Source organism: Enterobacter cloacae complex sp. P29RS, assembly GCF_014893445.1.
Lineage (GTDB): Bacteria > Pseudomonadota > Gammaproteobacteria > Enterobacterales > Enterobacteriaceae > Enterobacter > Enterobacter intestinihominis.
The window spans coordinates 125436-150073 of the sequence record NZ_JADBPZ010000008.1; the positions used below are offsets into that span (position 1 = coordinate 125436).

The following is a 24638-nucleotide window of genomic DNA, read 5'->3' on the forward strand; positions in this document are numbered from 1 at the left end:
ATTATGAATTCAACACGTTACGAGCGAATCTGCGAAATGCTCGTTAGGCGTCAGCCTGATCTGACGGTCTGCATGGAGCAGGTCCATAAACCTCATAACGTCTCTGCTATCGTTCGCACCGCAGATGCCGTCGGCGTGCATGAAGTCCACGCCGTCTGGCCAGGCGCACGTATGCGTACCATGGCCTCCACCGCCGCAGGCAGCAACAGCTGGGTATCCGTGAAAACTCACCAGACTATTGGTGAAGCGGTCTCGCACCTGAAAGGGCGTGGCATGCAGGTTCTGGCAACCAACCTCTCTGCTAAAGCCGTGGATTTCCGTGAGATCGACTACACCCGCCCGACCTGCATTTTAATGGGCCAGGAGAAAACGGGGATCACGCAGGAAGCACTGGATTTGGCTGACCGGGACATCATCATTCCGATGATCGGCATGGTCCAGTCACTCAACGTGTCGGTCGCCTCAGCGCTGATCCTGTATGAAGCGCAGCGCCAGCGTCAGAATGCCGGAATGTACGAGCGCAGCAACAGCATGCTGCCGGAAGAGGAGCAGCAGCGCCTGCTGTTTGAAGGTGGCTATCCGGTGCTGGCTCGCGTTGCGAAGCAGAAGAAATTGCCTTACCCCCACGTCAACGCGCAGGGCGAAATTGAAGCCGATGCCGAGTGGTGGTCCACCATGCAGTACGCAGGGTAAATCATGAAAGGCCGCCTGCTGGACGCCATACCGCTCAACAGCCTGACGGGCGTGGGCGCGGCACAAAGCAGTAAACTGGCGAAGATTGGCCTGCACACCGTGCAGGATCTCCTGCTCCACCTCCCCCTGCGTTACGAAGACCGTACTCAACTTTATAAAATTGGCGATCTGCTGCCCGCTATTTACGCCACCGTTGAAGGGGAAGTGCTGAACTGCAACATCACCTTTGGCGGACGCAGGATGATGACCTGCCAGATCAGCGACGGCACCGGCATTCTCACCATGCGCTTTTTCAACTTCAATGCGGCGATGAAAAACAGCCTTGCCACCGGACGACGCGTACTTGCGTACGGTGAAGCCAAACGGGGCAAATACGGCGCGGAGATGATCCACCCGGAATACCGCGTGCAGGGCGATCTCAGCTCACCTGAGCTACAGGAGACGCTCACCCCGGTCTATCCAACCACCGAAGGCATTAAGCAGGCCACGCTGCGCAAGCTCACCGACCAGGCGCTGGAGCTGCTTGATACCTGCGCCATTAACGAGCTGCTGCCGCCAGAGCTTGCGCAGGGCATGATGAGCCTGCCGGAGGCGTTGCGCACCCTGCACCGTCCACCGCCAACGCTTCAGCTCGTTGATTTAGAAAGCGGTAAACATCCCGCCCAACGGCGTCTTATCCTTGAGGAATTACTGGCTCACAACCTGAGCATGCTGGCCCTGCGCGCAGGTGCGCAGCGTTTCCACGCGCAGCCATTAAGCCCGCATGATGAGCTCAAAGATAAGCTGCTGGCCACACTGCCGTTTAAACCCACTGGCGCCCAGGCGCGGGTCACCGCCGAGATCGAACGCGATATGGCGCTGAATGTGCCGATGATGCGCCTGGTGCAGGGCGACGTGGGTTCCGGGAAAACGCTGGTTGCCGCATTGGCCGCTTTACGCGCTATCGCCCACGGCAAGCAGGTGGCGCTGATGGCGCCGACAGAACTGCTGGCCGAGCAGCACGCCAACAATTTCCGTAACTGGTTCGCCCCACTGGGGATCGAAGTGGGCTGGCTGGCCGGGAAGCAGAAGGGCAAAGCACGTCTTGCGCAACAGGAAGCTATTGCCAGCGGGCAGGTGCAGATGATTGTCGGCACGCACGCCATTTTCCAGGAACAGGTGCAGTTTAACGGCCTGGCGCTGGTCATTATCGACGAACAGCACCGCTTTGGTGTTCATCAGCGTCTGGCGCTGTGGGAGAAAGGTCTGCAACAGGGCTTCCACCCGCATCAGCTGATCATGACCGCCACGCCGATTCCGCGCACCCTGGCGATGACGGCCTATGCCGATCTGGATACCTCCACCATCGACGAGTTGCCGCCGGGCCGAACGCCGGTGACCACGGTTGCCATACCGGACACGCGGCGCAGCGACATCATTGACCGCGTGCGCAACGCCTGTACGCAGGAAGGGCGTCAGGCGTACTGGGTCTGCACCCTGATTGAAGAGTCTGAGCTGCTGGAAGCGCAGGCTGCCGAAGCCACATGGGAAGAGTTAAAGCTCGCCCTGCCAGAGCTGAACGTCGGTCTGGTTCACGGGCGCATGAAGCCTGCCGAGAAGCAGGCGGTGATGCAGTCGTTCAAACAGGGCGAGCTGCACTTACTCGTTGCGACCACGGTTATCGAAGTGGGCGTGGATGTGCCGAACTCCAGCCTGATGATTATTGAGAACCCGGAGCGTCTGGGCCTGGCGCAGCTCCACCAGCTACGAGGCCGCGTGGGCCGTGGCGCGATCGCCTCTCACTGCGTGCTGCTCTACAAAGCCCCGCTGTCGAAAACCGCGCAGATGCGTTTGCAGGTATTACGCGACAGCAATGACGGCTTCGTCATTGCGCAAAAAGATCTGGAGATCCGCGGCCCGGGTGAACTGCTGGGCACGCGTCAGACGGGTAACGCCGAATTTAAAGTGGCGGATTTGCTGCGCGATCAGGCCATGATCCCCGAAGTACAACGCCTAGCGCGTCATATTCATGAACGCTACCCCGAACAGGCGGCAGCGTTAATTGAACGCTGGATGCCGGAAACCGAGCGGTATTCCAACGCCTGACGGTCAGCCAAACATTGGCAGCATCAGGTAGAGCTTAATGACCAGCGCGTTGACGATATCAATGAAGAATGCGCCCACCATCGGCACCACCAGAAACGCCATGTGCGACGGGCCGAACCGTTCGGTGATCGCCTGCATATTCGCGATGGCCGTTGGTGTCGCTCCCAGACCAAATCCACAGTGACCCGCAGCCAGTACCGCCGCATCATAGTTTTTGCCCATCATGCGCCAGGTAACAAAGATGGCATACAGCGCCATAAACACGGCCTGTACCGCCAGGATCGCCACCATCGGCAGCGCCAGCGAGGCCAGCTCCCACAGCTTGAGGCTCATCAGCGCCATCGCCAGGAACAGCGACAGGCTGACGTTCCCCAGCACGGACACTGCGCGCTCAAAGACGCGGTAGAAGCCCATCTGCGCCAGACCGTTGCTCAGGATCACCCCGATAAACAGCACGCAGACAAAGGTTGGCAGTTCGAAAGCCGTTCCCGCCAGCCATTGCGCAACGATTTTGCCCACGGTGAGGCAGATGGCAATCATGGCGATGGTTTCAATCATCACCAACGAGGTGATGCTGCGACCAACGTCCGGTTTTTCGAACGCGGTCGGCACCATTTCATCGTCTGGTCTGCCTTCCGGCGTAGTGGAATGTTTCACCAGATAGCGCGCCACCGGGCCGCCAATCAGCCCGCCAAGCACCAGGCCAAAGGTCGCGCAGGCCATTGCCACTTCCGTTGCGTTTTCAAAGCCATAGCGTTCGATGAACAGCTTGCTCCACGCCGCGCCCGTTCCGTGGCCACCTGACAGGGTAATCGACCCCGCCAGCAGACCCATCAGCGGATCCAGCCCCAGCAGCGACGCCATACCGATGCCGATGGCGTTTTGCATCAGCAGCAGGCCCACCACGACAATCAAAAACACGCCCAGCACCTTGCCGCCTGAACGCAGGCTTGCGAGGTTAGCGTTCAGGCCGATAGTGGCAAAGAAGGCCAGCATCAACGGATCTTTCAGGGACATATCAAAATCAATTTCCCAGCCCATGCTTTTTTTCAGTACCAGCAGGGCCAGCGCCACCAGCAATCCACCGGCGACAGGTTCAGGAATGGTGTACTTTTTCAGAAAGGAAACACTGTGTACCAGCTTGCGACCAAGCAGAAGAACCAGCGTTGCGGCAACAAGGGTCGACAACGTATCGAGATGAATCATAAAAGGCTCCTGTTATGCGCGTGTTCCATACACACGCGGCGTTATCCTGGGCCGGGTGTTGCTCGTCATGAGCCGCCGGCGCGAAAAGTGTAATTTTTTTTTCCTGTTCGTTGTAGAAAACCTGCTCACACCGGCAGATTTTCTCTCTTTTTTTTGCTGGCAATCGTTTGCTTTTACCAGGTGGTCAGCTAAAATGCCCGCTTTTCCACCGTGGGATTGCCGCCGATGTCTGTTAACACTCTGGAGTCTGCTTCTGCGCAACCGATTGCGCAGAAGCAAAACAGCGAACTGATTTACCGCCTTGAAGATCGTCCCCCGCTGCCTCAAACCCTGTTTGCCGCCTGCCAGCACCTGCTGGCGATGTTCGTTGCGGTCATCACGCCGGCTCTGCTGATTTGCCAGGCGCTGGGGTTACCGGCGCAGGATACGCAACACATCATCAGTATGTCTCTGTTCGCTTCCGGCGTGGCCTCCATCATTCAAATTAAAGCCTGGGGTCCGGTGGGTTCAGGTTTGCTGTCGATTCAGGGCACCAGCTTTAACTTTGTGGCGCCGCTGATCATGGGCGGTACGGCACTGAAAACCGGCGGCGCAGATGTCCCGACGATGATGGCGGCGCTATTCGGCACCCTGATGCTGGCAAGCTGCACAGAGATGATCATCTCCCGCGTTCTGCACCTTGCGCGCCGGGTGATCACCCCGCTGGTCTCCGGCGTGGTGGTGATGATTATCGGCCTGTCGCTGATTCAGGTGGGTCTGACCTCCATCGGGGGCGGCTACGCGGCAATGAGCGACCATACCTTCGGCGCGCCGAAAAACCTGCTGCTGGCAGGCGTGGTGCTGGCGATCATTATTCTGCTTAACCGCCAGCGTAACCCGTACCTGCGCGTGGCTTCGCTGGTGATCGCCATGGCGGCCGGTTACCTGCTGGCGTGGGCGCTGGGCATGCTGCCGGAAAACACCACCCCAACCAACAGCGCGTTGATTACCGTGCCAACGCCGCTCTACTACGGCCTGGGCATTGACTGGAGTCTGCTCCTGCCACTGATGCTGGTCTTTATGATCACCTCGCTGGAAACCATTGGCGATATCACTGCCACCTCCGACGTGTCCGAGCAGCCGGTCTCCGGCCCGCTGTACATGAAACGTCTGAAAGGCGGCGTGCTGGCGAACGGACTGAACTCGTTTGTCTCGGCGGTGTTCAACACATTCCCGAACTCCTGCTTCGGCCAGAACAATGGCGTGATCCAGTTGACCGGCGTGGCCAGCCGCTACGTGGGCTTCGTGGTGGCGCTAATGCTAGTGGTCCTCGGCCTGTTCCCGGCGGTAAGCGGGTTTGTGCAGCACATCCCTGAGCCGGTCCTGGGCGGCGCGACGCTGGTCATGTTCGGTACCATCGCGGCCTCCGGCGTGCGTATCGTCTCCCGCGAGCCGCTGAACCGCCGCGCAATCATGATTATTGCGCTGTCTCTCGCCGTAGGACTTGGCGTCTCCCAGCAGCCGATGATTTTGCAGTTTGCCCCGGACTGGGTGAAAAACCTGCTCTCTTCCGGCATCGCCGCGGGCGGTATTACCGCTATCGTGCTGAATCTCATTTTCCCGCCTGAAAAGAACTGATCCCCACACGGCAGGCTGTCAATGCCTGCCGTGACATCTCTTTACACCATTCCCGCCTTGAGCATTGCGCATAATTCGTGCATAACACCCTTATGTGCGTTTCGCGGGAAGGAAGACCATGAAATTTATTGGAAAGCTGCTTATCTATCTTCTGGTAGCCCTGCTCATTGTAGTGCTCGCCTTTTATTTTCTGCTCCAGACCCGCTGGGGCGCATCGCAGGTCAGCAGCTGGATCACGGTGAATACCGATTACGAGCTCAACTTTGACCTGATGGATCACCGCTTTTCATCCCCTTCTCACATCCTTCTGGAAAACGTTACCTTCGGACGAGATGGCAAACCGGCCACGCTGGTCGCTAAAAAAGTGGATATTGGCTTAAGCAGCCGCCAGATCACCGACCCGCTGCATATGGACGCCATCACCCTGTTCGATGGCACGCTGAATTTATCTCCACAGACGGCGCCGCTGCCGTTCCAGGCCGATCGTCTGCAACTGAATAACATGGCCTTTAACAGCCCGAATACGGAGTGGGATCTCAGTGCGCAAAAGGTGACCGGTGGCGTCAGCCCGTGGCAGCCCGAGGCGGGGAACGTACTGGGGAAAAATGCGCAAATCCAGATGAGCGCCGGGTCGCTCACGCTCAACGGCATACCGGCCAACAACGTGCTGATTCAGGGACAACTCAACGGCAAAGAGGTGGTGCTCAATACCATCGGTGCCGATATGGCGCGCGGCTCGCTTACGGGGTCGGCTCAGCGTAATGCCGACGGTGGCTGGGTTATCGACACCCTGCGTCTGAATGAGATACGCCTGCAAAGCGACAAATCGCTGCTGGATTTCTTCGCCCCTCTCTCCACCCTGCCTTCGTTACAGATTGGGCGGCTGGAAGTGACCGATGCCCGTCTACAGGGGCCAGACTGGGCGGTAACCGACCTTGATCTTAGCCTGCGTAACCTCACCCTGAGTAAAGGGGACTGGCAAAGCCAGGAGGGACGGTTATCCATGAACGCCAGCGAATTTATCTACGGCTCGCTGCATCTTTTTGACCCTATCCTGAACGCGGAATTCTCCCCACAGGGCATTGCGCTGCGTCAGTTCACTTCCCGCTGGGAAGGGGGCATGGTGCGCACCTCCGGCAACTGGCTGCGCGACGGGAACGCGCTGGTGCTGGACGACGTTGCCATTGCCGGGCTGGAATATACGCTTCCGGAAAACTGGAAAACGCTGTGGATGGATCCGCTCCCGGCATGGCTGAACAGCGTGACGCTGAAAAAATTCGGCCTGAGCCGCAACCTGGTGATCGACATCGATCCGGCGTTCCCATGGCAGATCACCTCCCTCGACGGTTATGGCGCTAATCTGCGTCTGGCGCAAGACCATAAGTGGGGCGTGTGGGGCGGTAACGCAACCCTGAACGGGGCGGCAGCAACCTTTAACCGCGTCGACGTGCGACGCCCGTCGCTGGCGCTGAATGCCAACGCCGCAACGGTAAACATTACCGACCTGAGCGCCTTTACCGAGAAAGGGATCCTGGAAGCGACCGCCACCGTGTCACAGCTGCCACAGCGACAAACCACCGTGAGCCTGAACGGGCGCGGTGTACCACTCAACGTTTTGCAGCAGTGGGGCTGGCCAGCGCTGCCGATTGCGGGCGACGGCAATATTCAGCTCACCGCCAGCGGCAGCGTGCAGGCGAATGCGCCGCTGAAGCCGACGGTGAACGGGAAGCTGAGCGCGGTGAATATGGATAAACAGCAGGTGCAACAGACGATGACCGGCGGGATGGTGTCGGCGGTGGCTCCGGCACAGTAAAAAGCCGGGTGGCGGCTTCGCCTTACCCGGCCTACGAGGTTTTGGTTCCCTCTCCCCGTGGGTGAGGGCATCAGACCGCATAATTACCGTAGGCCCGGTAAGCGAAGCGCCACCGGGCATTTTTCCAGCTCAGAGGTGGATCACCACCTCATCCCCCTCGGCTTTCACCACCACACCCCACTCGCTGCCCGCATGTGAACCGCCTTTCACGCCGCCAACCTTTTGCACGTTGCGCAAGCACACCGACCAGTTTTGCGCATCTCCCGCGCCGGTAAAGGTCACGACGTCGCCCTGACGTGACGCCTTCAGCGTAAACACCACAGAACCGTCCGCCGCAGGCACTTCGCTTACCGCCGTTGCGCCATCGCTCAGGTTGAAGAGCTGGAAGGCTGTCCCCTCGTGCCACGCATAGTCCGGCTTCTGGTTATTATTGCCGAGCGCCAGCAGCGTGTTGTCGCGCACATAGACCGGCAGGCTCTGGAAATCGTGCTGCTGCTTATGCCAGCGGCTGCCCTCGATTTCATCGTTGTGCCACAGGTGCGTCCAGCGCCCTTCCGGCAGCCAGAACTGCACGTCGCCCGCCTCGGAGAACACCGGCGCCACCATCATCGAATCCCCCAGCATGTACTGGCGGTCAAGGTAATCGCACGCCGGGTCGTCCGGGAACTCCAGCATCATCGCCCGCAGCATCGGCGTGCCGAACTCGCGGGCCAGCGCAGCCTGACGATACAGGTACGGCATCAGCTGGCATTTCAGCTGGGTGAAGTGGCGCACCACGTCGCAGGACTCATCATCGTACGCCCACGGCACGCGGTAGGATTTGCTGCCGTGCAGGCGGCTGTGGCTGGAGAACAGCCCGAAAGCGCACCAGCGTTTGTAGACGTGCGCCGGAGCGGTGTTTTCGAACCCGCCGATATCGTGGCTCCAGAATCCGAAGCCGGACAGGCCAATCGACAGCCCGCCGCGCAGGCTTTCCGCCATCGATTCATAGTTGGCGTAGCAGTCGCCGCCCCAATGCACCGGGAACTGTTGCGCACCCACGGAGGCAGAACGGGCAAACAGCACCGCCTCTTCTTCTCCCACCGTCTCTTTCAGCACGTTCCACACCAGTTCGTTGTAGATGTAGGCGTAATGGTTGTGCATCTTCTGCGGATCGGAACCGTCAAACCACTGGACGTCCGTCGGGATACGCTCGCCGAAGTCGGTCTTGAAGCAGTCGACGCCGATCTCCACCAGGCCTTTCAGTTTGTCCGCATACCACCTGCACGCGTCCGGGTTGGTGAAGTCGTAGATCGCCAGCCCCGGCTGCCATTTGTCCCACTGCCACAGGGAGCCGTCCGGGCGCTTCAGCAGGTAGCCCTTCTCTTTCAGCTCACGGAAGATCGGCGATTTCTGGCCGATGTACGGGTTGATCCACACGCAGACCTTCAGCCCTTTCTCTTTCAGGCGGCGGATCATGCCTTCCGGATCCGGGAAGGTCACCGGGTCCCACTCGAAGTCGCACCACTGGAAGGCTTTCATCCAGAAGCAGTCGAAGTGGAACACGTGCAGCGGCAGGTCGCGCTCGGCCATGCCGTCGATAAAGCTATTGACCGTCGCTTCGTCGTAGTTAGTGGTGAAGGAGGTGGTCAGCCACAGGCCGAACGACCACGCAGGCGGCAGCGCCGGACGGTCGGTGAACTGCGTATAGCGGTTTAATACCTCTTTTGGCGTCGGGCCGTCGATCACGAAGTACTCCAGATACTCCCCTTCCACGCTGAACTGCACTTTGGAGACTTTTTCGGAGCCGACTTCAAACGAGACGTTCTCGGGGTGATTCACCAGCACGCCGTAGCCGCGGTTGGTCAGGTAGAACGGGATGTTTTTGTAGGACTGCTCGGTGCTGGTGCCCCCGTCGCGGTTCCAGGTTTCGACCGTCTGGCCGTTGCGCACCAGCGCGGTAAAGCGCTCGCCCAGGCCGTAGACCGTTTCCCCCACGCCCAGATCCAGACGTTCAAACACATAGTTGCGATCGGTGTTGGTATCCTGCACGTAGCCGTTGTTTTTCAGCTGGCTGCCGGTAATGCGCTGGCCGTTGCGCAGGAAATCCAGCGCCCAGAACTCGCCTTTGGCGACGCGCACGCTGACGCTGCCGCTTTTCAGCTCGGCAAATTCGGCGTTGTTTTCAATCTCAACTTTTACATCCTTCAGAACGTTCAGCGGATAGTGCGGGCCGTTGTTCAGCGCGCCCTGGAAGTGCTCAATGCGCACCCCGATAATCCCTTCCTGCGGAGCAAACAGGCGCACCGTGAACATCAACGTGTCGAGCTGCCAGGTGCGTTCGCGCACGTCACGCGGCGCCACATACACCACCAGGTCATTGCCCTGCTGCTCCACGTCGAACACCTGTACCGGATACGTCACGTTAAGGCCCGGTTGGATAAGCCAGTTTCCATCACTGATTTTCATGCTTACGTCCTCTTAGTTCTGCAATTCTTTGCTGACCGGCAGGTTTTCAAACTCCTGCTGATTGCGGCGCGCGCCCTGCGCCAGCTCGCGCAGGATTTTGGTCAGGAAGGGGGTTTTCAGCGTGTAGTAGCGTCTGGCGATAATGGCGCTCAGCACGTAGCAGATCGCCGGAGCCAGCGTAAACAGACCGATAATGATGCTGATGGTCGCGCTGTTCTGGGTTTTGGCTGCCGCGTCGTAGCCGCCGCCTGCCAGCATCCAGCCGATCATCGCCCCGCCCAGCGCCAGGCCGAGTTTCAGCACGAACAGCGTGCCCGCAAAGCTGATGCCGGTCAGACGTTTGCCGTTGGTCCATTCGCCGTAGTCGACGGTATCGGACATCATTACCCACTGAATCGGCGTCACCAGCTGGTGCAGCACGCCGATAACGAAGATGAAGCCGAACATCAGCACGGTGGCATGCATCGGCACGAAGAACATCGCCACGCTGACCACCGCCAGCGCGGCGTTGGTCCACCAGAAGATGCTGACCTTGCACTTCCAGTCGGTGAGCGGTTTCGCCAGCGCCGAGCCAATCAGGTTGCCGACGCAGTAGGTGGTCAGGAACGCGACGAACACCTCCGGCGAGCCCATGATCCAGGTGCAGTAGTACATCATCGCGCCGCCGCGCACGCAAACGGCGAGAATGTTGAGGATGGTCAGCACGCCGACGATGCGCCACTGGTCGTTTTGCCAGATATCACGCAAATCTTCACGCATGGAGGTGGTGCTCGGCGGCACCTGGATGCGCTCTTTGGTGGTAAAGAAGCAGAACGCCAGCATCAGGAACGCGACCACCGACAGCACGGCGATCCCGCCCTGGAAGCCGAACGCTTTATCGTCGCCGCCAATCAGGTTCACCAGCGGCATCATCAGCACCGTGGAGAGCATGCCGCCCGCCGTCGCCAGCACAAAGCGCCAGGACTGAAGGGAGATACGCTGCGTCGGGTCGTTGGTGATCACCCCGCCCAGCGCGCAGTACGGGATGTTGACCACGGTATAAAGCAGGGTCAGCAGCGTGTAGGTGATAGCGGCGTAAACCATTTTGCCGTTGAGGCTGAGGTCCGGCGTGGTGTAGGCCAGCACGCAGACGATGCCGAACGGGATCGCGCCGAACAAAATCCACGGACGGAACTTGCCCCAGCGGCTGCGGGTGCGGTCGGCAATCAGCCCCATGCACGGGTCGGAGATCGCATCCAGCGCGCGGGCCAGCAGGAACATGGTGCCGACAAACCCGGCGGGAATACCAAAAATATCGGTGTAGAAAAACATCATGTAAAGCATGACGTTATCAAAAATGATATGGCTGGCGGCGTCTCCCATGCCGTAGCCAATCTTCTCTTTTACTGACAATACTTCGCTCATATTTTTATCCTTCACGCTGTAGGGGGCGCTGAGACCGGTTGCATTGGTTTTAAACCATTGTTTCAGATGCGGGTATTGCGTTTTCTGGTTAAGAGATTACGTTTCTTGTTTTTTGTGATCGGGATAAAAGTTGATGAGCACGAAATGCTAACCTGAGGATTTTCTTAAGAATTAGCTGAAACAGGGGGATTCAGGTCAAAAGAGAGGTGAAAAAAGTGGTGTGGGGTATGTGGTAAATGCCTGAAAGTAGCTATAATGCGCCCCGCCTCCATGTAGCAATCGAGGCGCGGAAGATCGTCATCTCCGGTGAGGTGGCTGGACTTCAAATCCAGTTGGGGACGCCAGCGTTCCCGGGCAGGTTCGACTCCTGTGATCTTCCGCCAAAAAATTATTTAATCTTTTTATTCTCTTTGCTCACTCAATACTGATTGGTATACTCTTGGCAGTTAATTACACTCAGGTTTTTTACTATGCCCAAAATATCTAAACTCGGTTTCAATATAGGCAACGATGATATTGGTTGTTTTGTCACTGTTCTAGATGCTAAAGAGCTTTATAAAATTGCAACAGTGTCTCGAGCTGATGATGATCCTGACAGAGGGTATCAGCGTCTTTTAAATAAATCCAGAGCGCAAGACATCGCCTCATATATTAATAGTGGAAATATAATTCCCGGATCAATCATTTTAAGCGCTCAAAATGGTTGCACGGTTTCATTTGATGATAAAAAAAACTTGCTGAGCATAGATACTGATGATGGTGATTTATTTATAATCGATGGCCAGCATCGTCTCTATGGAGCTAGTTTATGTGACGACTCTGTATATTTACCCGTTTGCATCTTTACAGGATTAAATCTTCAGCAAGAAGTCCAATATTTCTTAGATATTAATTCAAATCAAAAGGGTGTACCTAAAACTTTACGAATTGAGCTATTGAAATTTCTCTCAGAGCCAGATTCTAAAGATGCGATCAGAAATAAGTTATTTAATGACTTAAACACTGATGTTAATTCCCCATTGTATGGTAAAACTACAGCTACAGTTTCTGCCCCTGGAAAACTTTCTCATGTCCCTTTCCAAACAGCTCTAGATCCCCTTTTAGAGGGTTCTGTATTTAAAAATCTAAATTATGAACAAAAGAAAGCCTTGTTAATAAATTATTTAAATGCAATAGAGAGAATATTAAGAGAAATTGAACAATCATCTTCAAGACTAACTACTTCAGCATTTTTCCAAGCTGTTTTTAAAATTTTTGAACCTGTTTGTTCTTTATCACTATTACATTTTAAAAACTATAAAGAAGAGTCTCTATATGAAATCCTGCTTGGCATCAAGCGTATTGACTTTGATCGGCACAGTGGCTCGAATCAACAAGCTATTTCTGCCATGTCAACAGAAATGCAAGATTTGATTTCTTTGCATAGCTCTACTCTTGATACTCCTAATGACTTATTATTATGATACAAGAAGATTTAGCAAAGGCTGCGATAAAAAAAATAGGAACTTTGGGTTCTTTGGCTGAAGCTTCTGCATCGAAGCCGCAGTATAAAAATTCGATAAAAAAAATCCTTATTAATCAAGGATACAATATTGACCTTAAAATTTTGCAAGATCATAAGATAACAATTGAGCTAGCTAGTGATGACTATCTTGAAAGCTTATTCACGGACTATTTCTTTGGTGCCAGTAGGATATCTTCTCAAGTAGAAAATATTACTAATCTCATAAACTCAAACTCTCAACCAGCTTGGATTATTATATCTACTTATTATGCCAGCTTTTTCATGGCAAATGAAATCTCTAAGTTGTGTGGCTCATATATCATCAACTTTTCTTCTGAGGAATTTAAAGCGTTACTATTTCATGCGAGAAATACAATACCCGCGACATTAAACATTGAACCTAACAATAGTTTTAAAGTCACTGTATCTCCGTCAAGTTTTGCCGACCATGTCCTTTTAACTCTTACAAAGAGTTCGCCTCGTCCACATGTTGAAGTGTGGAAAAATTTATCATCTATAATAAAAAAACTTGATGTAAATGATAAAATAAAACAGCATCAAACACTATATTTAAATATATGTAGTGAGCAAGAGTCAGCGTGGAAATTACCTAGCGCAATCAGAAATGAATGGAATTACACATACGCAGATTTTTTTGGCGTAAAAGGTACTGAGTTAGCTCGAAAGTTTTTACAACTCATGTCTTCTAATAGTTCGAGTATATCATGGGCTTCAAATAGAACACTGAAACCACATGAAGAAAACATTGTTGCAAGTATGGCATATATTTATTATGTACTCAAAGAAGCAACATTCATAATAAACGAGCGATTATTGAAGAAAGAAGAATAGCTACTCAACTTTCTTCAGTCGTTCTAAACAAGCTTCTTTAACCCACTTACTAAAATTTCCTTTCCCCGCAGCCTTCTCAATCTGCTCCAAAAGCTCATCCTCGAACCGGATGTTCTTCATCGTGCTCTTGGTGCGGTCAAAATTTGGTTTCTTTTTCTCTTGCATGGTAGGTACCACTTCGGTTAATTTATCCGCATGTGGTACCTACCACATGGATTCGGAATTCTGACAACGCCCAGCAGTGTTGGAGCACTAAAGGGCGTCTAACCTCACCAACTATCAAGGAGTTGATTATGGCTGTTTCGCATTCTACCCCAGACACCGACCAATCCGGAATCGAGCGTTCATTAATTGTGGGATACCGCCCGAATGTTTACGACAAATCTACACCAAAAATCATCCTTTCCGGCAAGTGGCTGCGCGCGGCGGGGTTTGATACTGGACAGCAGGTCACGGTAAAGGTCATGAAAGGATGCATCGTTCTGGTGGCGTATAACGAGCAGGAGCAGCGTTTGCAGGACGATTATAAACGGACGAAAGCAAAGCTTATTGAGATAGAGGACGCGCTTGCAGCGATCCAAATTCCACATGCTGGAAAGCGCCTCGCAAAATCAAATACAAACCACCTGGCTTAGCGGCTGTTTCTGGCATACTACGAGCTTACAGACATTATCCTTATGAAGCATTTCTGATAAGGGTGGACGGGTCGAAAATGCAGTTGTTCGGTTTTATCGAACAACTGCCAGCGAGGCAGCTAAGTGAAAACCTTAAATGAAGTGATTGCGTCACGCTCACCGGAAAGCCAACAGCGCATTCAGGAGATGGCAGAGGAAATGTTCCTCGAAACCGGTCTGCAACTTCTGCGTGAAGAGCTCCAGCTTTCGCAAAAACATGTCGCCGATCTTATGGGCGTAAGTCAACCTGCGGTAACACAGCTGGAGCAGCGTGGAAACGATCTGAAGATTGCTACGCTTAAGCGTTACATCGAAGCGATGGGCGGAAAACTTAGCATTAACGTGGAACTACCCACTGGCAAGCAGGTTGCGTTTCATCTCTAGCGCGATTGTATCTGTAGTTGATGGCGCAACTATATAAGCCGCATTTTACATCCACCTCAGAAAATTAATTCTGCGACGTGCGCCATACCCCAGGCGTACAACCATACTCCGTCTGAAAATGACGAATAAAGTGCGCGCAGTCGCTGAATCCCATCCGCTGCGCAATATCCGTCACGCTTTGCTGCGAGTTCTTCAGCAGCCAGCAAGCATAGCGCAGTCTGGCGCTGCGGATAAATTCGCGGGCCGTTTTGCCGAATTCTGCGTGGAACAGACGGTTGAGCTGGCGTTCACTCAATGCCACTTCTCGCGCAAGCCCGGCGGTAGTGAGCGGCCGGGTCAGGAACTGTTCAATCAGCATGACGGCGCGGCGCAACCGCGAGTCAGGGATAAGCGCAAGATTCGCCGGACGTGGGGTGGCAATTTCATGCGGAACGAGCGACAAACGCTGACAGGTGGTGCTGGCGATATCATCCCCGGCATGGGCGCGGATAAGCTCAGTTGCCAGCGTCAGGGTGGAAATACCGCCCGGGCAGGTCAGCACATCGCCATCGTCGATGAAATCATACCCTTGCTCAGCATAAACCAGCGGGAAAGCCTGCCGAAATGCATCAAGGTGGAAAGGATGGATGGACGCTCGTCGTTCATTCAGCAATCCTTCCTGTGCGAGGACAAAACTGCCGGTGCCAATGCCAATGAGCGGAACCCCGGCATGGTGGGCATGTGCCAGATACGCTTTATCCCCCTGATATCCTAAGTCCAGATACTGCAATTCACCGCCGATAACAGCAAGGTAGTTAAAACTGTCCGGCGGCCCATGGGGAGAATCCGGCCTCATGATAATCCCCGCATTGCTGATAATCGGGATATCAGGAAATTCACTTATCAGGCTGATTTTAAATGCTAATTTATCCTGAGCTTTCGCTGCATAACGCAGCGCTTCCAGCAATCCAGATACCGCCAGAAGTGAATAACGGGGCCATAATATCAACCCAATATGCAGACACTTTTCCGGTACTGATTTCCCCCCATCGGAGGAGTCAAATACACTTTTCATTTACTTGCCAAATTTAAAATTAATTACATTATCGCAACATGATCTGTCGCACTTTATATTTCTAAGATAATCCTGATATTTTAAATCAAGCATAAATGAGACGGGAGGAAAATATAATGCTTTTCTCGTTTACATCATTCTTTTTTTGAACCACGACACACATATGTCGGTAATGTTCCTAAGGTAAAGATATAGTTACCATTATGTTGTTCATTGATACGCATATAAATACTCTTGCCCGGATAGACAAAAAATTGCGGTTCATATTTTTCCAGCCAGCTGTCTTCGACATTATCGTCCGGGAACGTCATATTTTTTTCTGACGTCAGCAAATAGAGGCGATCTTTTCTCTCCACCCGAAAGGAAATTTTCCTGTCGATGGTTTTACCCGGATCGCTCTTTGCCCGGCCATTCATGCTCAGGGTGCCGAATTTCCCGTCGAAGGTGTAATTCAGCCAGACCGTCAGCGTCTCATTCGGATGGTGCTGGACCAGATTAGCCTGGCATGAAAAAGGCTGAACGTAAGATCGGTGCCACAGGTAATAGCCCGTCAGCACGCCTGCCGTGACGAGGCCCGTCACGATGACATACAGCATCTGCCGAAAACGAGTCATGCTAGCTATCCTTCAGGAAATAATCAGATATACAGCGGTTCGGTTCTTTCATTGGCCGGTCGCAGCGAATAACCGACGCACGAGGAAGCAGAGCGTACCAGCTGATGTAAACCCAGGGATATTGCGCGCATTCAGCCTTGAATTGTTCCACATAGGTCAGCGCGGAAGCGCGTTCAGCGTGGGTCTGAATGTCGTTCGCAAGATAAACGCGACAGGCCCCGACGGATGCCGCAAAACGGTAATCCTCAACAAACCGGTTTTCTGTGGCGCTCATATATCCCGTCACGCCTGCCCCGGCCAGGATGATCAATAGCCCCATGACGACAGCCAGCCAGCGCGTGGGCTTCCTGGCAACGGGCGTTGCTGGCGCGGAAGATGTTGCTACCTCCTCGATCGCTGGTGCCTCCACACATTGTCCCTCTGCGGGTTGAGGCGCGACAGGCGAAGACTCTCTGACGGTTATTTGCGTGTCGCTTGCCAGCGTCAGCCCAATACGGGGAATGGTAACGATAGGGTCAGTTTCAAAACCAATCTTTTTGAGCCCTTTGCGCAGGATGGAGATGTTCTGGTAATAGGTATTGGAGGAGACAAGCATGCCGCGGCTTTGCCAGACAATATCAAGGAACTCTTGCTGAGTGACAATCGACCCCGCTCTGTCGATTAATAACAACAGGCATCGGCCTGCTGGCGAATTTAACACAACCACACGGTCAGGATTGTTGATATCACGTAACGTGCTGGCCGCAGGATGAAATTCGACGATATTATTTATAATGTAATGCTTATGCATAGGGGCAGTATGAATTCTCCGGTTAACAGATGTTGAACCTGAGTCACCGCATGTATGTGATGACATTCGCGTCGGGATTAATGTGACTGATTAACGGCATGCTGTATATCTTCGCCATTGGCGAAAAATCTTAATTTATATTTCATCCCTTAAGCTTCACTGAACCTGCATAAGAACTCAACCCTTGTAGAATGCGGCTTGCAGAGCCGATTCATCCGCGATCATCCTCATTATGATGTTTTGTGAAGTGAATTTCCGCTCCACAGAAGTATCTGACTATCGACAGCATCTCTTTTATCAGAGCCTCTCCTTTTGGCGCTCTCATCGCCTCTTGACATTGACAAATATCTACATAAAAAAACATTGTACGCCACGGACATGCGTGTCTGAAATATTCAGTACTCTTAAGCCTTAAGTTTTCTCAACCTGACAAATATCAATAATTTACATGGTTTTTGTATGCTTTTCAGCCACCTCTCTATCAGTTTTTATCGATGATAACATTCGTAAATTGTTATTCCCCGTCAGCAACTTCACACCCGCACTGACACCAGACGACAAACTCCTTACAAAACATTTATCAAAGCTAAATTTTCATTAAAAATAGCGGCTATCATAATTTACAGAAAGCGAAGCGGAATAAGACCAATCAGAGGGAAGCGTCGTAACCGGTCTCGATCTCAGTAATTAATACAATTTTAGATTAATTCAGATTACCTCTTTATTGGCCGACGTATAGTAGGCCTACACTATGCAATACGTCATTGCTTCGAGAATACTGGCGATACCCTTATAAATAATTCGCCTGATTACTATTATAAATCGAGGAATAACATGACGAACAATAACCAAATAACACAGCATATTACTGTTGCATTGATGGGCGGCGATCATTATGCAAGAAACGGCATTAAAACGTTATTACGCAGCATCCGCGACGACCTTCACATCATTATCATAGAAGGAGGTTATCAGGAACTGGATAAGGCGCTGTCGTCGATTCGTATCGATATCTTATTTATATCCGGCGCAGAGAAATACCATACAGGGTATGGCTCACTGAAATATTTAAAAAAAATCAAAGCCACGCATCCAGAGGTGATTATCTGCCTGTACTCAACCTCTGCCCATTCCCTGTTATGGGCCAGGGAAGATATTGATGCCTATATCTCGCTACAGAACACGGTTTATCAGTGGCGGATAAAGCTAGCAAAAATGGTCGATAGCCATTATCGGCCCCAAAAGCAGCCAGCGGCGTTATCGCTGACGCCTGGAGAAAGGAGGGTATTAAAGGAACTCAGGAACGGACTGGATATACGTTACATCGCAGAACTGGAGAAACTTTCTTATCGCCGCGTGAGCGCTTTAAAAAGCTCAGCGATAAGAAAACTCGGGCTCAGGAATAAGACAGATTTGCTGGTCTTTTTAACCAGTTAGACCTGCCGCTTTCAGAGCAAATCTCGTAATAAAAAAACCAAGGAACCATGAAATGAAAGCACGCCTTACTTGCCAATCTCTGCTGGCATTAAGCATTGCCGCCCTGCTGCCAGCGGGCTCAGCACTGGCCGCCACCACCAGCGGCGGCACGGTTAACTTTAGCGGTAAAGTGGTGACCTCCGCCTGTGCCATCAGCGCCGGTAGCGCGAATATCGACGTCGACATGGGTGAAGTGCGTACCGCCACGCTGGCTGCCGCAGGCAGTGAAGCCAGTACCGCAAAAGCCTTCTCCATCACGCTGGAGGATTGCGAAATCGCCGATACCTCCGCGTCCACGGAAGATAACCCCATTGCCGCAACGACCGTGGCTATCACCTTCACCGGTACGCCGGACAGTACCGATGTGAATAGCCTGGCCGCGGGAGTAAACGGCGGCGCGGGCTCGGCGCAGCATGTCGCTATCCGTCTTTATGATGAACAGGGCAACGTCGTCAGGCTGGGTGAGCCGGCAGCAGCGATCCCCCTGCGTGCGGGGGCGAACACCCTGAACTTCAGCGCGAAATATTACTCCCCACTGGGCAACGCCACGGCGGGTGATGCCAGCGCGGTCGCAACCTACACCGTGACCTATTCGTAATCTTCAGGCCCGGTCTGCTGGCCGGGTCTGACTCAGCTTTCAGGAGACGCACAATGCGCGTAAACACATGGATTTGTCTGGCTGGCACGTTATGTTCATCCGCCGTGTATGCAGGCGGCGTGGGGTTGGGTGCAACGCGGCTGGTCTACGCAGGCGCGACGACGCAGACGATGATGCAGGTAAGAAATACCCACCCTGATGCCACGTTCCTGATCCAGTCATGGATGGAAGACGAGAAAGGGAGCCGTACCAACGACTTCGTCATCACGCCGCCGCTGTACGTCATGAAGCCCGCCAGCGAAAGCGCGGTGAAAATCATGTTCAGCGGCAACGCACTGCCAGCCGATCGCGAAACGCTGTACTGGATGACGGTCAAAGCTATCCCACAGCAGGTTAAAAACGGTTCCGGCAATTCGCTGCAATTCGCCTCTGCCAACCGCATCAAGGTCTTTTATCGCCCTGAGTCGCTTCGGGAAGGCGCAGGAGAGGCATGGAAAAACCTTGCAGGCGCCTACCGCGCGGGCAAGGTCACGCTGACCAACCCAACGCCGTATTACCTCACCACCATTAACCTGAAAATTGATGGCAGGCCGGTGTCGCCCGTCATGGTGCCGCCGAAAGCCAGCGTGACGCTGGCAGACACCTTCAGCCATGCGAGCAGCATGAGCTACCAGACGATTAACGATTATGGGGCCTGGACGCCCGTCACCCGCACGTCATTGTCCCAATAATAAAAACAGTAAGGCGTGACCACATGAAAATTAAAATCCTGTGCGCCACGGCGATCGCCCTGGTGATTCGGCAAGCCGTGGCTGCCGAAAGCGAGCTGCACTTTAATCCTGCGTTTCTTAACGGCGAACAGGCAAACAGCGCCGACCTCGCCTGGGTCAACGCCGGGAGCGCGTTGCCGCCGGGCGAGTACAATCTTAACGTGTATATCAACACCCAGTTCGCGTTCACAGGAAACGTCACGTTTCGCGTCGCTGAAAACACCGCCGGTGAAGCCCTACCGTGCCTTACAACTGCGCAATTCGCCGCACTTGGCATCGACAGCCGTCAGGCGAAAGGGGGTGAGCTGTCGCCTGCGCAGCGCTGCATTTTTTTAACCCGGTCGTTCGCCGATACCCGGTTTGATTTTGACCAGAGGACGCTTACCCTCAACTTCACCGTACCGCAAAGCGCGATGCGCGCTCTGCCGCGCGGGTACGTCAGCCCGGAGAGCTGGGAATCCGGCATCCCTGCCGCGTGGCTGAACTATGTGGTCAATGGCGCGAATAATGACTACCGGGGCGAGACGCGCACGCGGGAACAACAGCTGTTTGTGAGCCTGAACAGCGGCGCCAACCTGGGCGCATGGCGGCTGCGTGATTTCACCACGTGGACCAAAGAGAGTAACGAGCTCACCCACGTCCAGACCTGGCTACAGCGGGATATCCGCGCCTTGCGTGCCCAGGTTTATGCCGGTGAAACGTTCACCTCATCGCAGGTGTTTGACGCCGTTGGCCTGCGTGGGATTGCCCTGAAGACCGATGACAATATGTTGCCCGCCAGCCTGAGCGGTTACGCGCCTGAAGTGCGCGGCATCGCGCGCAGCAATGCCACGGTGACGGTTCGCCAGAACGGTAACGTTATCTATCAAACCTCGGTTCCGCCGGGGGCGTTTGTGCTGAAAGATCTCTATCCAACCTCTTCCGGCGGCGATCTCGCGGTCACCATTCAGGAGAGCGACGGCAGCCAGACGCAATACACCCTGCCCTTTGCCAGCGTGCCGAATCTGGTGCGTAACGGTCAGGTGAAATATGCTCTGGGGGCCGGGAAATACCGCCCTGCGGGCAATCAGATCTCGCCCTCCTTCGCGCAGGGCGAGCTGTTCCTGGGCTGGCGATACGGTCTCACGTTTTATGGCGGGGCGCAGTTTTCCGATCGCTACAACGGCCTGGCCTTAGGTATCGGGCAGAATCTCGGCCGCTTTGGCGCCTACTCCCTCGACCTCACCCATGCCCGCAGCCAGCTGGCTGATAATCAGCACTACACCGGGGATTCGGTGCGCCTGCGGTACAGCAAGCTGCTGAACGATATCGGTACGCGGGTCAATTTCTTCTCGCTGCGTTACTCAACGGCAGGGTTTTATACTCTCAGCGATACCACTTACAAAGGCATGGCGGGCGGAGCGCCAGAACAGACCGTAGAAGACGATGGCACCGTCACCACCCGCTACGACACGGTTTACAACCTGCATATGTCGCGTAAGGCAAAAAATCAGCTGCTGTTGTCGCAGCCGATGGGCGAATACGGCGCGCTGTCGCTGTCCTGGGATCAACAAACCTACTGGAATACGTCAAAAACCACGCAAAGTTTGCAGTTCGCGTGGAACGCAACGTTTCGTAATCTGTCGCTTGGCATCAGCGCCCAGCGTAGCTCTAGCCTGTACGACAACAAGAAAGACAATATCCTTGCGTTGTCCCTGTCGGTGCCGCTGGGTAACCCGGCGCTGTCGACCCGTCTCCGTTTTACCGCTACCCATGCGGATCCCGCTGGCACCACCGCGAGTACCGGTGTCAGTGGTTATCTGCCAGGACAGGAGAATCTTTTCTATAGCGTCAACCAGCGCTACAGCGCGCAGCAGCACTACGGCGGCGATGCCGCGCTGCAATACGAGGGCGCGTGGGGAGACTATAACCTGGGCTACAGCTACGCCGGTGACTCCCGCAACCTCAGCTACGGGATGAGCGGCGGCGCGGTGCTGCATGAGGATGGCCTGACGCTGAGCCAGCCGCTCGGGAACACCAATATCCTGGTGAAAGCCCCGGGCGCCAGCCATGTCGCCGTGCTCAACCACAGGGGCATCAAAACCGACAGCCTGGGCTATGCGGTGATCCCGTACGCCACGCCGTATCGCGTTAATCAGGTTGCGCTAGATGTCACCACCGTGGGCAATGACGTGGAACTTGAGAACGCCATCGCCAATAAAATCCCCACCGACGGGGCACTGGTTCGCGCCATCCTCACCACGCGTCAGGGGGCAAAAGCGATGTTTATCGTGCATCACGCTAAAGACGTGCTCCCCTTCGGCACGCTGGTCTCGTCAGAGGATGACAACGCCAGCGGTATCGTCGGCGATGGCGGCAGCGTGTATCTGACCGGCCTGTCAGCGAAGGGAACATTGCATGCCGTATGGGGACGCGACAGCGCCCAGCGCTGCACGATCCGCTATGCGTTGAACCCGAAAAATTATCAGGCCCGCACCGGGCTGTATTCCCAGGAGGTCATATGTCAGTAACCGTCCGGTTTCTCCCCCTGATCCTGCTGATGTTCATCACCGTCCCCGTACACGGCTATGACGTGCTGGTTTCCGTGACCGGCAACGTGATCGGCAATACCTGTATTGTCTCGGAAGATTCGAAGGAGCAAAACGTGCCGCTGGGCACCCTCGGCGTGAAGCAATTTAGCGAGGCGGGGGCAGTCAGCAATATCAAAACGCCCTTCACGCTCACCCTTGAAGCGTGCGGCCCTACCTTTGCTGGCGTGAAAATCCGCTTCAGCGGTACGCCGGATGACGAAAACCCGCAGCTTCTGAAAGTCGCTGACGGCGGCGCGACCGGCGTGGCGGTGCAGATTCTGGATAAAGACAGCGTACTTATCCCGCTGGACACCCAAACCACTGCTTACGGCGCGGCGGGGGATGACAGCGTAAAAATGACCTTCTATGCGCGACTGGCCGCCACGGGTGCGCCGGTCAATGCCGGAGACGTTTCGGCAGTGGCGACCTGGACGACGGAGTATCAATAATGCGTTTACTGTTTTTAGGTCTGTTTTTCATGACGTCTCAGGCACTTGCCCTCTCCTGGACATCGGATATCACACTTTCACCCACGCCCATGTCCTGGTCCGGCCCGGCAGACTCCATCGTGCCCGGAAAGACGATCGGCTCTGAATGGAGCGCCACTGCGAGCGTCTCGGAAGTATTTTGGTGCGGCCTGGTATTTACCTGCTCCAAAGGGACGCTGGAGCCGAGCAGCAGCGTAACGGCCACCGGCATCACGGTTATTCTTGATGGCGCCAGTTACATGGTATTTGAAACGGGCGTGCCCGGCATCGGCTTCATTCTTGGGCTTAAAGATTATAACGGCACCACCTATGTCCCGATGCAGACGGGCATTACGCAGAGTTATCCGGCCGACGGGACTAACGGTTACGCCTCCACACTGGGCTGGTCGGCAAAAGTGACGTTTATCAAGACCGGCGTTCCGCTGAAATCCGGCGTATACCAGACCCCCACCATTAATGCGGCGATCCTGACGGCCTATAACAACGAAGTGAAAACCGCGCAGGTGATCATCAACCCGACCACCATCACGGTGACGGCAAGCGGCTGCACGGTAGGCACGAAAAGCGCCAACGTCGACCTGGGCACCATTGATGTTCACACGCTACCCAGCGTAGGCAGCACCTCGCCATCGGAGGCGTTTAACCTCAGCCTGACCTGCGATGAGAACGTGGCGGTTAACGCAGTAATGACCGATCAGACCACGCCGTCAAATACCTCGTCGGTCGTGACGCTGACCGGGGACTCCACGGCCTCCGGCATTGGCGTGCAGTTTTTCTATAACGGTACCGGGCCGCTGATGATGGGGCCAGACAGCTCGGCCGCAGGCACGACGGGACAGTTTTTCATCCAGACCACCAGCGCAGCACAAACGCTGTCGCTGCCGTTCCAGGCGCAGTACATCCGAACCGGAGAGCTGGTCCCCGGCTCGGCTAACGCCCTGGCGAGCATTACGTTTTCGTATCAGTAGGTCAGTGTTTAACCCACACCAGCTGATCGACCCGGAAGCCCAGATCGCGTGCGGTATTCAGGTAGTCCTGTTTTACCGCATCCGGAATGGTCGGGGTGCGCGATAAAATCCACAGGTAGTCGCGGTTCGGGCCGCTGACCAGCGCGTACTGGTACTTATCGTCCAGCTTGATCACGTTATAGCCGCCGTAGAACGGGCCGAAGAACGATACCTTCAGCGCAGCCGTAGTCGGTTCGCCGGTAAAGTACGCCTTTCCTTCGCTCTCATTCCACTTGTTCTTCACCGGATCATAGCCACGATTCAGTACGCTGATACCGCCATCGCTGCGCTTGCCGTACGTCGCGGTCACCTGTTCCAGACCGCGCTCGAAGCGATTTTCCAGTCGGGCGACTTCATACCATTTGCCGAGATAGCGGCTGGCATCAAAGCCGGTAATGGGCTGCACGCCTTTCGGCGGCGTGGGAGATTTACAGGCAACCAGCGTCAGCGCAATGGCGACACCGGTAACGACAGGCCATAGCCTCATGAGAACTCCTTTCAATTACGCGGTTGGACGTTAAGTGTAGCGCACCCGTGCGGCGCTTCATCCCGTCGGGGAATATTCGTAGTATATTGAGACTACTCCTTCTC

Annotated in this window: 22 protein-coding genes and 1 tRNA gene; 15 read left to right on the forward strand and 8 right to left on the reverse strand. The window is 54.6% G+C overall.

Going from position 1 to position 24638, the window contains the following annotated elements; translation table 11 throughout:
• Positions 1 to 3 precede the first annotated feature (3 nt).
• Together trmH and recG are read left to right on the forward strand one after the other, a co-directional pair.
• The gene (gene trmH, locus IM282_RS08220; protein WP_192970305.1) at positions 4 to 693 is read left to right on the forward strand and encodes a tRNA (guanosine(18)-2'-O)-methyltransferase TrmH; all 690 of its coding nucleotides are present in this window, start codon (positions 4 to 6) and stop codon (positions 691 to 693) included.
• Between the two features lie 3 nt (positions 694 to 696).
• The gene (gene recG, locus IM282_RS08225; RefSeq protein ID WP_023299014.1) at positions 697 to 2778 is read left to right on the forward strand and encodes an ATP-dependent DNA helicase RecG; all 2082 of its coding nucleotides are present in this window, start codon (positions 697 to 699) and stop codon (positions 2776 to 2778) included.
• 3 nt (positions 2779 to 2781) lie between these two features.
• On the opposite strand, the gene gltS is transcribed toward recG, so the two are convergent.
• Complete coding sequence (gltS, locus tag IM282_RS08230) at positions 2782 to 3984, reverse strand: sodium/glutamate symporter (protein WP_006812438.1); 1203 nt, start codon at positions 3982 to 3984, stop codon at positions 2782 to 2784.
• Between the two features lie 225 nt (positions 3985 to 4209).
• On the opposite strand from gltS, the gene xanP reads away from it, so the two are divergent.
• Together xanP and IM282_RS08240 are read left to right on the forward strand one after the other, a co-directional pair.
• Positions 4210 to 5601, forward strand: coding sequence for a xanthine/proton symporter XanP (gene xanP, locus IM282_RS08235; RefSeq protein ID WP_059295070.1), 1392 nt, complete (start codon positions 4210 to 4212; stop codon positions 5599 to 5601).
• Positions 5602 to 5719: 118 nt separating this feature from the next.
• Positions 5720 to 7414 carry an AsmA family protein gene (locus IM282_RS08240; protein ID WP_045621023.1) on the forward strand — a complete coding sequence of 565 codons (1695 nt, stop codon included), beginning with the start codon at positions 5720 to 5722 and terminating at the stop codon, positions 7412 to 7414.
• Positions 7415 to 7543: 129 nt separating this feature from the next.
• On the opposite strand, the gene yicI is transcribed toward IM282_RS08240, so the two are convergent.
• Together yicI and IM282_RS08250 are read right to left on the reverse strand one after the other, a co-directional pair.
• The gene (gene yicI / locus IM282_RS08245; protein WP_192970306.1) at positions 7544 to 9862 is read right to left on the reverse strand and encodes an alpha-xylosidase; all 2319 of its coding nucleotides are present in this window, start codon (positions 9860 to 9862) and stop codon (positions 7544 to 7546) included.
• 12 nt (positions 9863 to 9874) lie between these two features.
• Entirely contained in the window at positions 9875 to 11266 is a 1392-nt protein-coding gene (locus IM282_RS08250; protein WP_063136741.1) for a glycoside-pentoside-hexuronide family transporter, read from the reverse strand.
• A 288-nt stretch (positions 11267 to 11554) separates the two neighbouring features.
• Here IM282_RS08250 and IM282_RS08255 point away from each other — a divergent pair.
• From IM282_RS08255 to IM282_RS08265, 3 genes are all read left to right on the forward strand, one after another.
• Positions 11555 to 11649 (forward strand) — tRNA-Sec (locus IM282_RS08255).
• An 87-nt stretch (positions 11650 to 11736) separates the two neighbouring features.
• A complete protein-coding gene (locus IM282_RS08260) occupies positions 11737 to 12729 on the forward strand; it encodes a DGQHR domain-containing protein (protein WP_192970307.1) in 993 nt (330 codons plus the stop codon).
• Entirely contained in the window at positions 12726 to 13622 is an 897-nt protein-coding gene (locus tag IM282_RS08265; RefSeq protein ID WP_192970308.1) for a hypothetical protein, read from the forward strand. The genes IM282_RS08260 and IM282_RS08265 overlap by 4 nt, the downstream gene beginning before the upstream one ends.
• Here the strand turns inward: IM282_RS08265 and IM282_RS08270 are convergent, their stop codons facing one another.
• Positions 13623 to 13787 (reverse strand): YlcI/YnfO family protein, encoded by a 165-nt coding sequence (locus tag IM282_RS08270; RefSeq protein ID WP_192970309.1) that lies wholly within the window; start codon positions 13785 to 13787, stop codon positions 13623 to 13625.
• A 128-nt stretch (positions 13788 to 13915) separates the two neighbouring features.
• Here IM282_RS08270 and IM282_RS08275 point away from each other — a divergent pair, with 128 nt between their 5' ends.
• Together IM282_RS08275 and IM282_RS08280 are read left to right on the forward strand one after the other, a co-directional pair.
• The gene (locus IM282_RS08275) at positions 13916 to 14257 is read left to right on the forward strand and encodes a SymE family type I addiction module toxin (RefSeq protein WP_192970310.1); all 342 of its coding nucleotides are present in this window, start codon (positions 13916 to 13918) and stop codon (positions 14255 to 14257) included.
• Positions 14258 to 14380: 123 nt separating this feature from the next.
• Positions 14381 to 14680, forward strand: coding sequence for an XRE family transcriptional regulator (locus tag IM282_RS08280; RefSeq protein WP_023299004.1), 300 nt, complete (start codon positions 14381 to 14383; stop codon positions 14678 to 14680).
• 64 nt (positions 14681 to 14744) lie between these two features.
• Here the strand turns inward: IM282_RS08280 and IM282_RS08285 are convergent, their stop codons facing one another.
• The 3 genes from IM282_RS08285 to IM282_RS08295 all read right to left on the reverse strand — a co-directional run bounded on the left by IM282_RS08285 (position 14745) and on the right by IM282_RS08295 (position 17138).
• The gene (locus IM282_RS08285; RefSeq protein ID WP_038415011.1) at positions 14745 to 15626 is read right to left on the reverse strand and encodes a GlxA family transcriptional regulator; all 882 of its coding nucleotides are present in this window, start codon (positions 15624 to 15626) and stop codon (positions 14745 to 14747) included.
• Positions 15627 to 15868: 242 nt separating this feature from the next.
• A complete protein-coding gene (locus IM282_RS08290; protein ID WP_192970311.1) occupies positions 15869 to 16348 on the reverse strand; it encodes a hypothetical protein in 480 nt (159 codons plus the stop codon).
• A 1-nt stretch (position 16349) separates the two neighbouring features.
• Positions 16350 to 17138, reverse strand: a complete 789-nt coding sequence (locus tag IM282_RS08295; RefSeq protein ID WP_063200584.1) for a winged helix-turn-helix domain-containing protein — start codon at positions 17136 to 17138, stop codon at positions 16350 to 16352.
• An 834-nt stretch (positions 17139 to 17972) separates the two neighbouring features.
• On the opposite strand from IM282_RS08295, the gene IM282_RS08300 reads away from it, so the two are divergent.
• From IM282_RS08300 to IM282_RS08325, 6 genes are read left to right on the forward strand one after another with little or no spacing between them, the layout of a single operon-like run.
• On the forward strand, positions 17973 to 18575 hold the full coding sequence (locus tag IM282_RS08300) for a helix-turn-helix transcriptional regulator (RefSeq protein ID WP_022646604.1): 603 nt from the start codon (positions 17973 to 17975) through the stop codon (positions 18573 to 18575).
• A 52-nt stretch (positions 18576 to 18627) separates the two neighbouring features.
• Positions 18628 to 19212: a fimbrial protein gene (locus IM282_RS08305; RefSeq protein WP_022646603.1), complete on the forward strand. Its 585-nt coding sequence runs from the start codon at positions 18628 to 18630 to the stop codon at positions 19210 to 19212.
• A gap of 53 nt (positions 19213 to 19265) precedes the next feature.
• Entirely contained in the window at positions 19266 to 19943 is a 678-nt protein-coding gene (locus tag IM282_RS08310; RefSeq protein ID WP_022646602.1) for a molecular chaperone, read from the forward strand.
• 23 nt (positions 19944 to 19966) lie between these two features.
• Positions 19967 to 22492 (forward strand): fimbria/pilus outer membrane usher protein, encoded by a 2526-nt coding sequence (locus tag IM282_RS08315; RefSeq protein ID WP_192970312.1) that lies wholly within the window; start codon positions 19967 to 19969, stop codon positions 22490 to 22492.
• Complete coding sequence (locus IM282_RS08320) at positions 22483 to 23001, forward strand: fimbrial protein (RefSeq protein WP_022646600.1); 519 nt, start codon at positions 22483 to 22485, stop codon at positions 22999 to 23001. Before IM282_RS08315 ends, IM282_RS08320 begins: the two co-directional genes overlap by 10 nt.
• On the forward strand, positions 23001 to 24008 hold the full coding sequence (locus IM282_RS08325; protein ID WP_192970313.1) for a fimbrial protein: 1008 nt from the start codon (positions 23001 to 23003) through the stop codon (positions 24006 to 24008). Before IM282_RS08320 ends, IM282_RS08325 begins: the two co-directional genes overlap by 1 nt.
• 1 nt (position 24009) lies before the next feature.
• Here the strand turns inward: IM282_RS08325 and IM282_RS08330 are convergent, their stop codons facing one another.
• The gene (locus IM282_RS08330; protein WP_023305169.1) at positions 24010 to 24534 is read right to left on the reverse strand and encodes a lipocalin family protein; all 525 of its coding nucleotides are present in this window, start codon (positions 24532 to 24534) and stop codon (positions 24010 to 24012) included.
• Between the last annotated feature and the right edge of the window lie 104 nt (positions 24535 to 24638).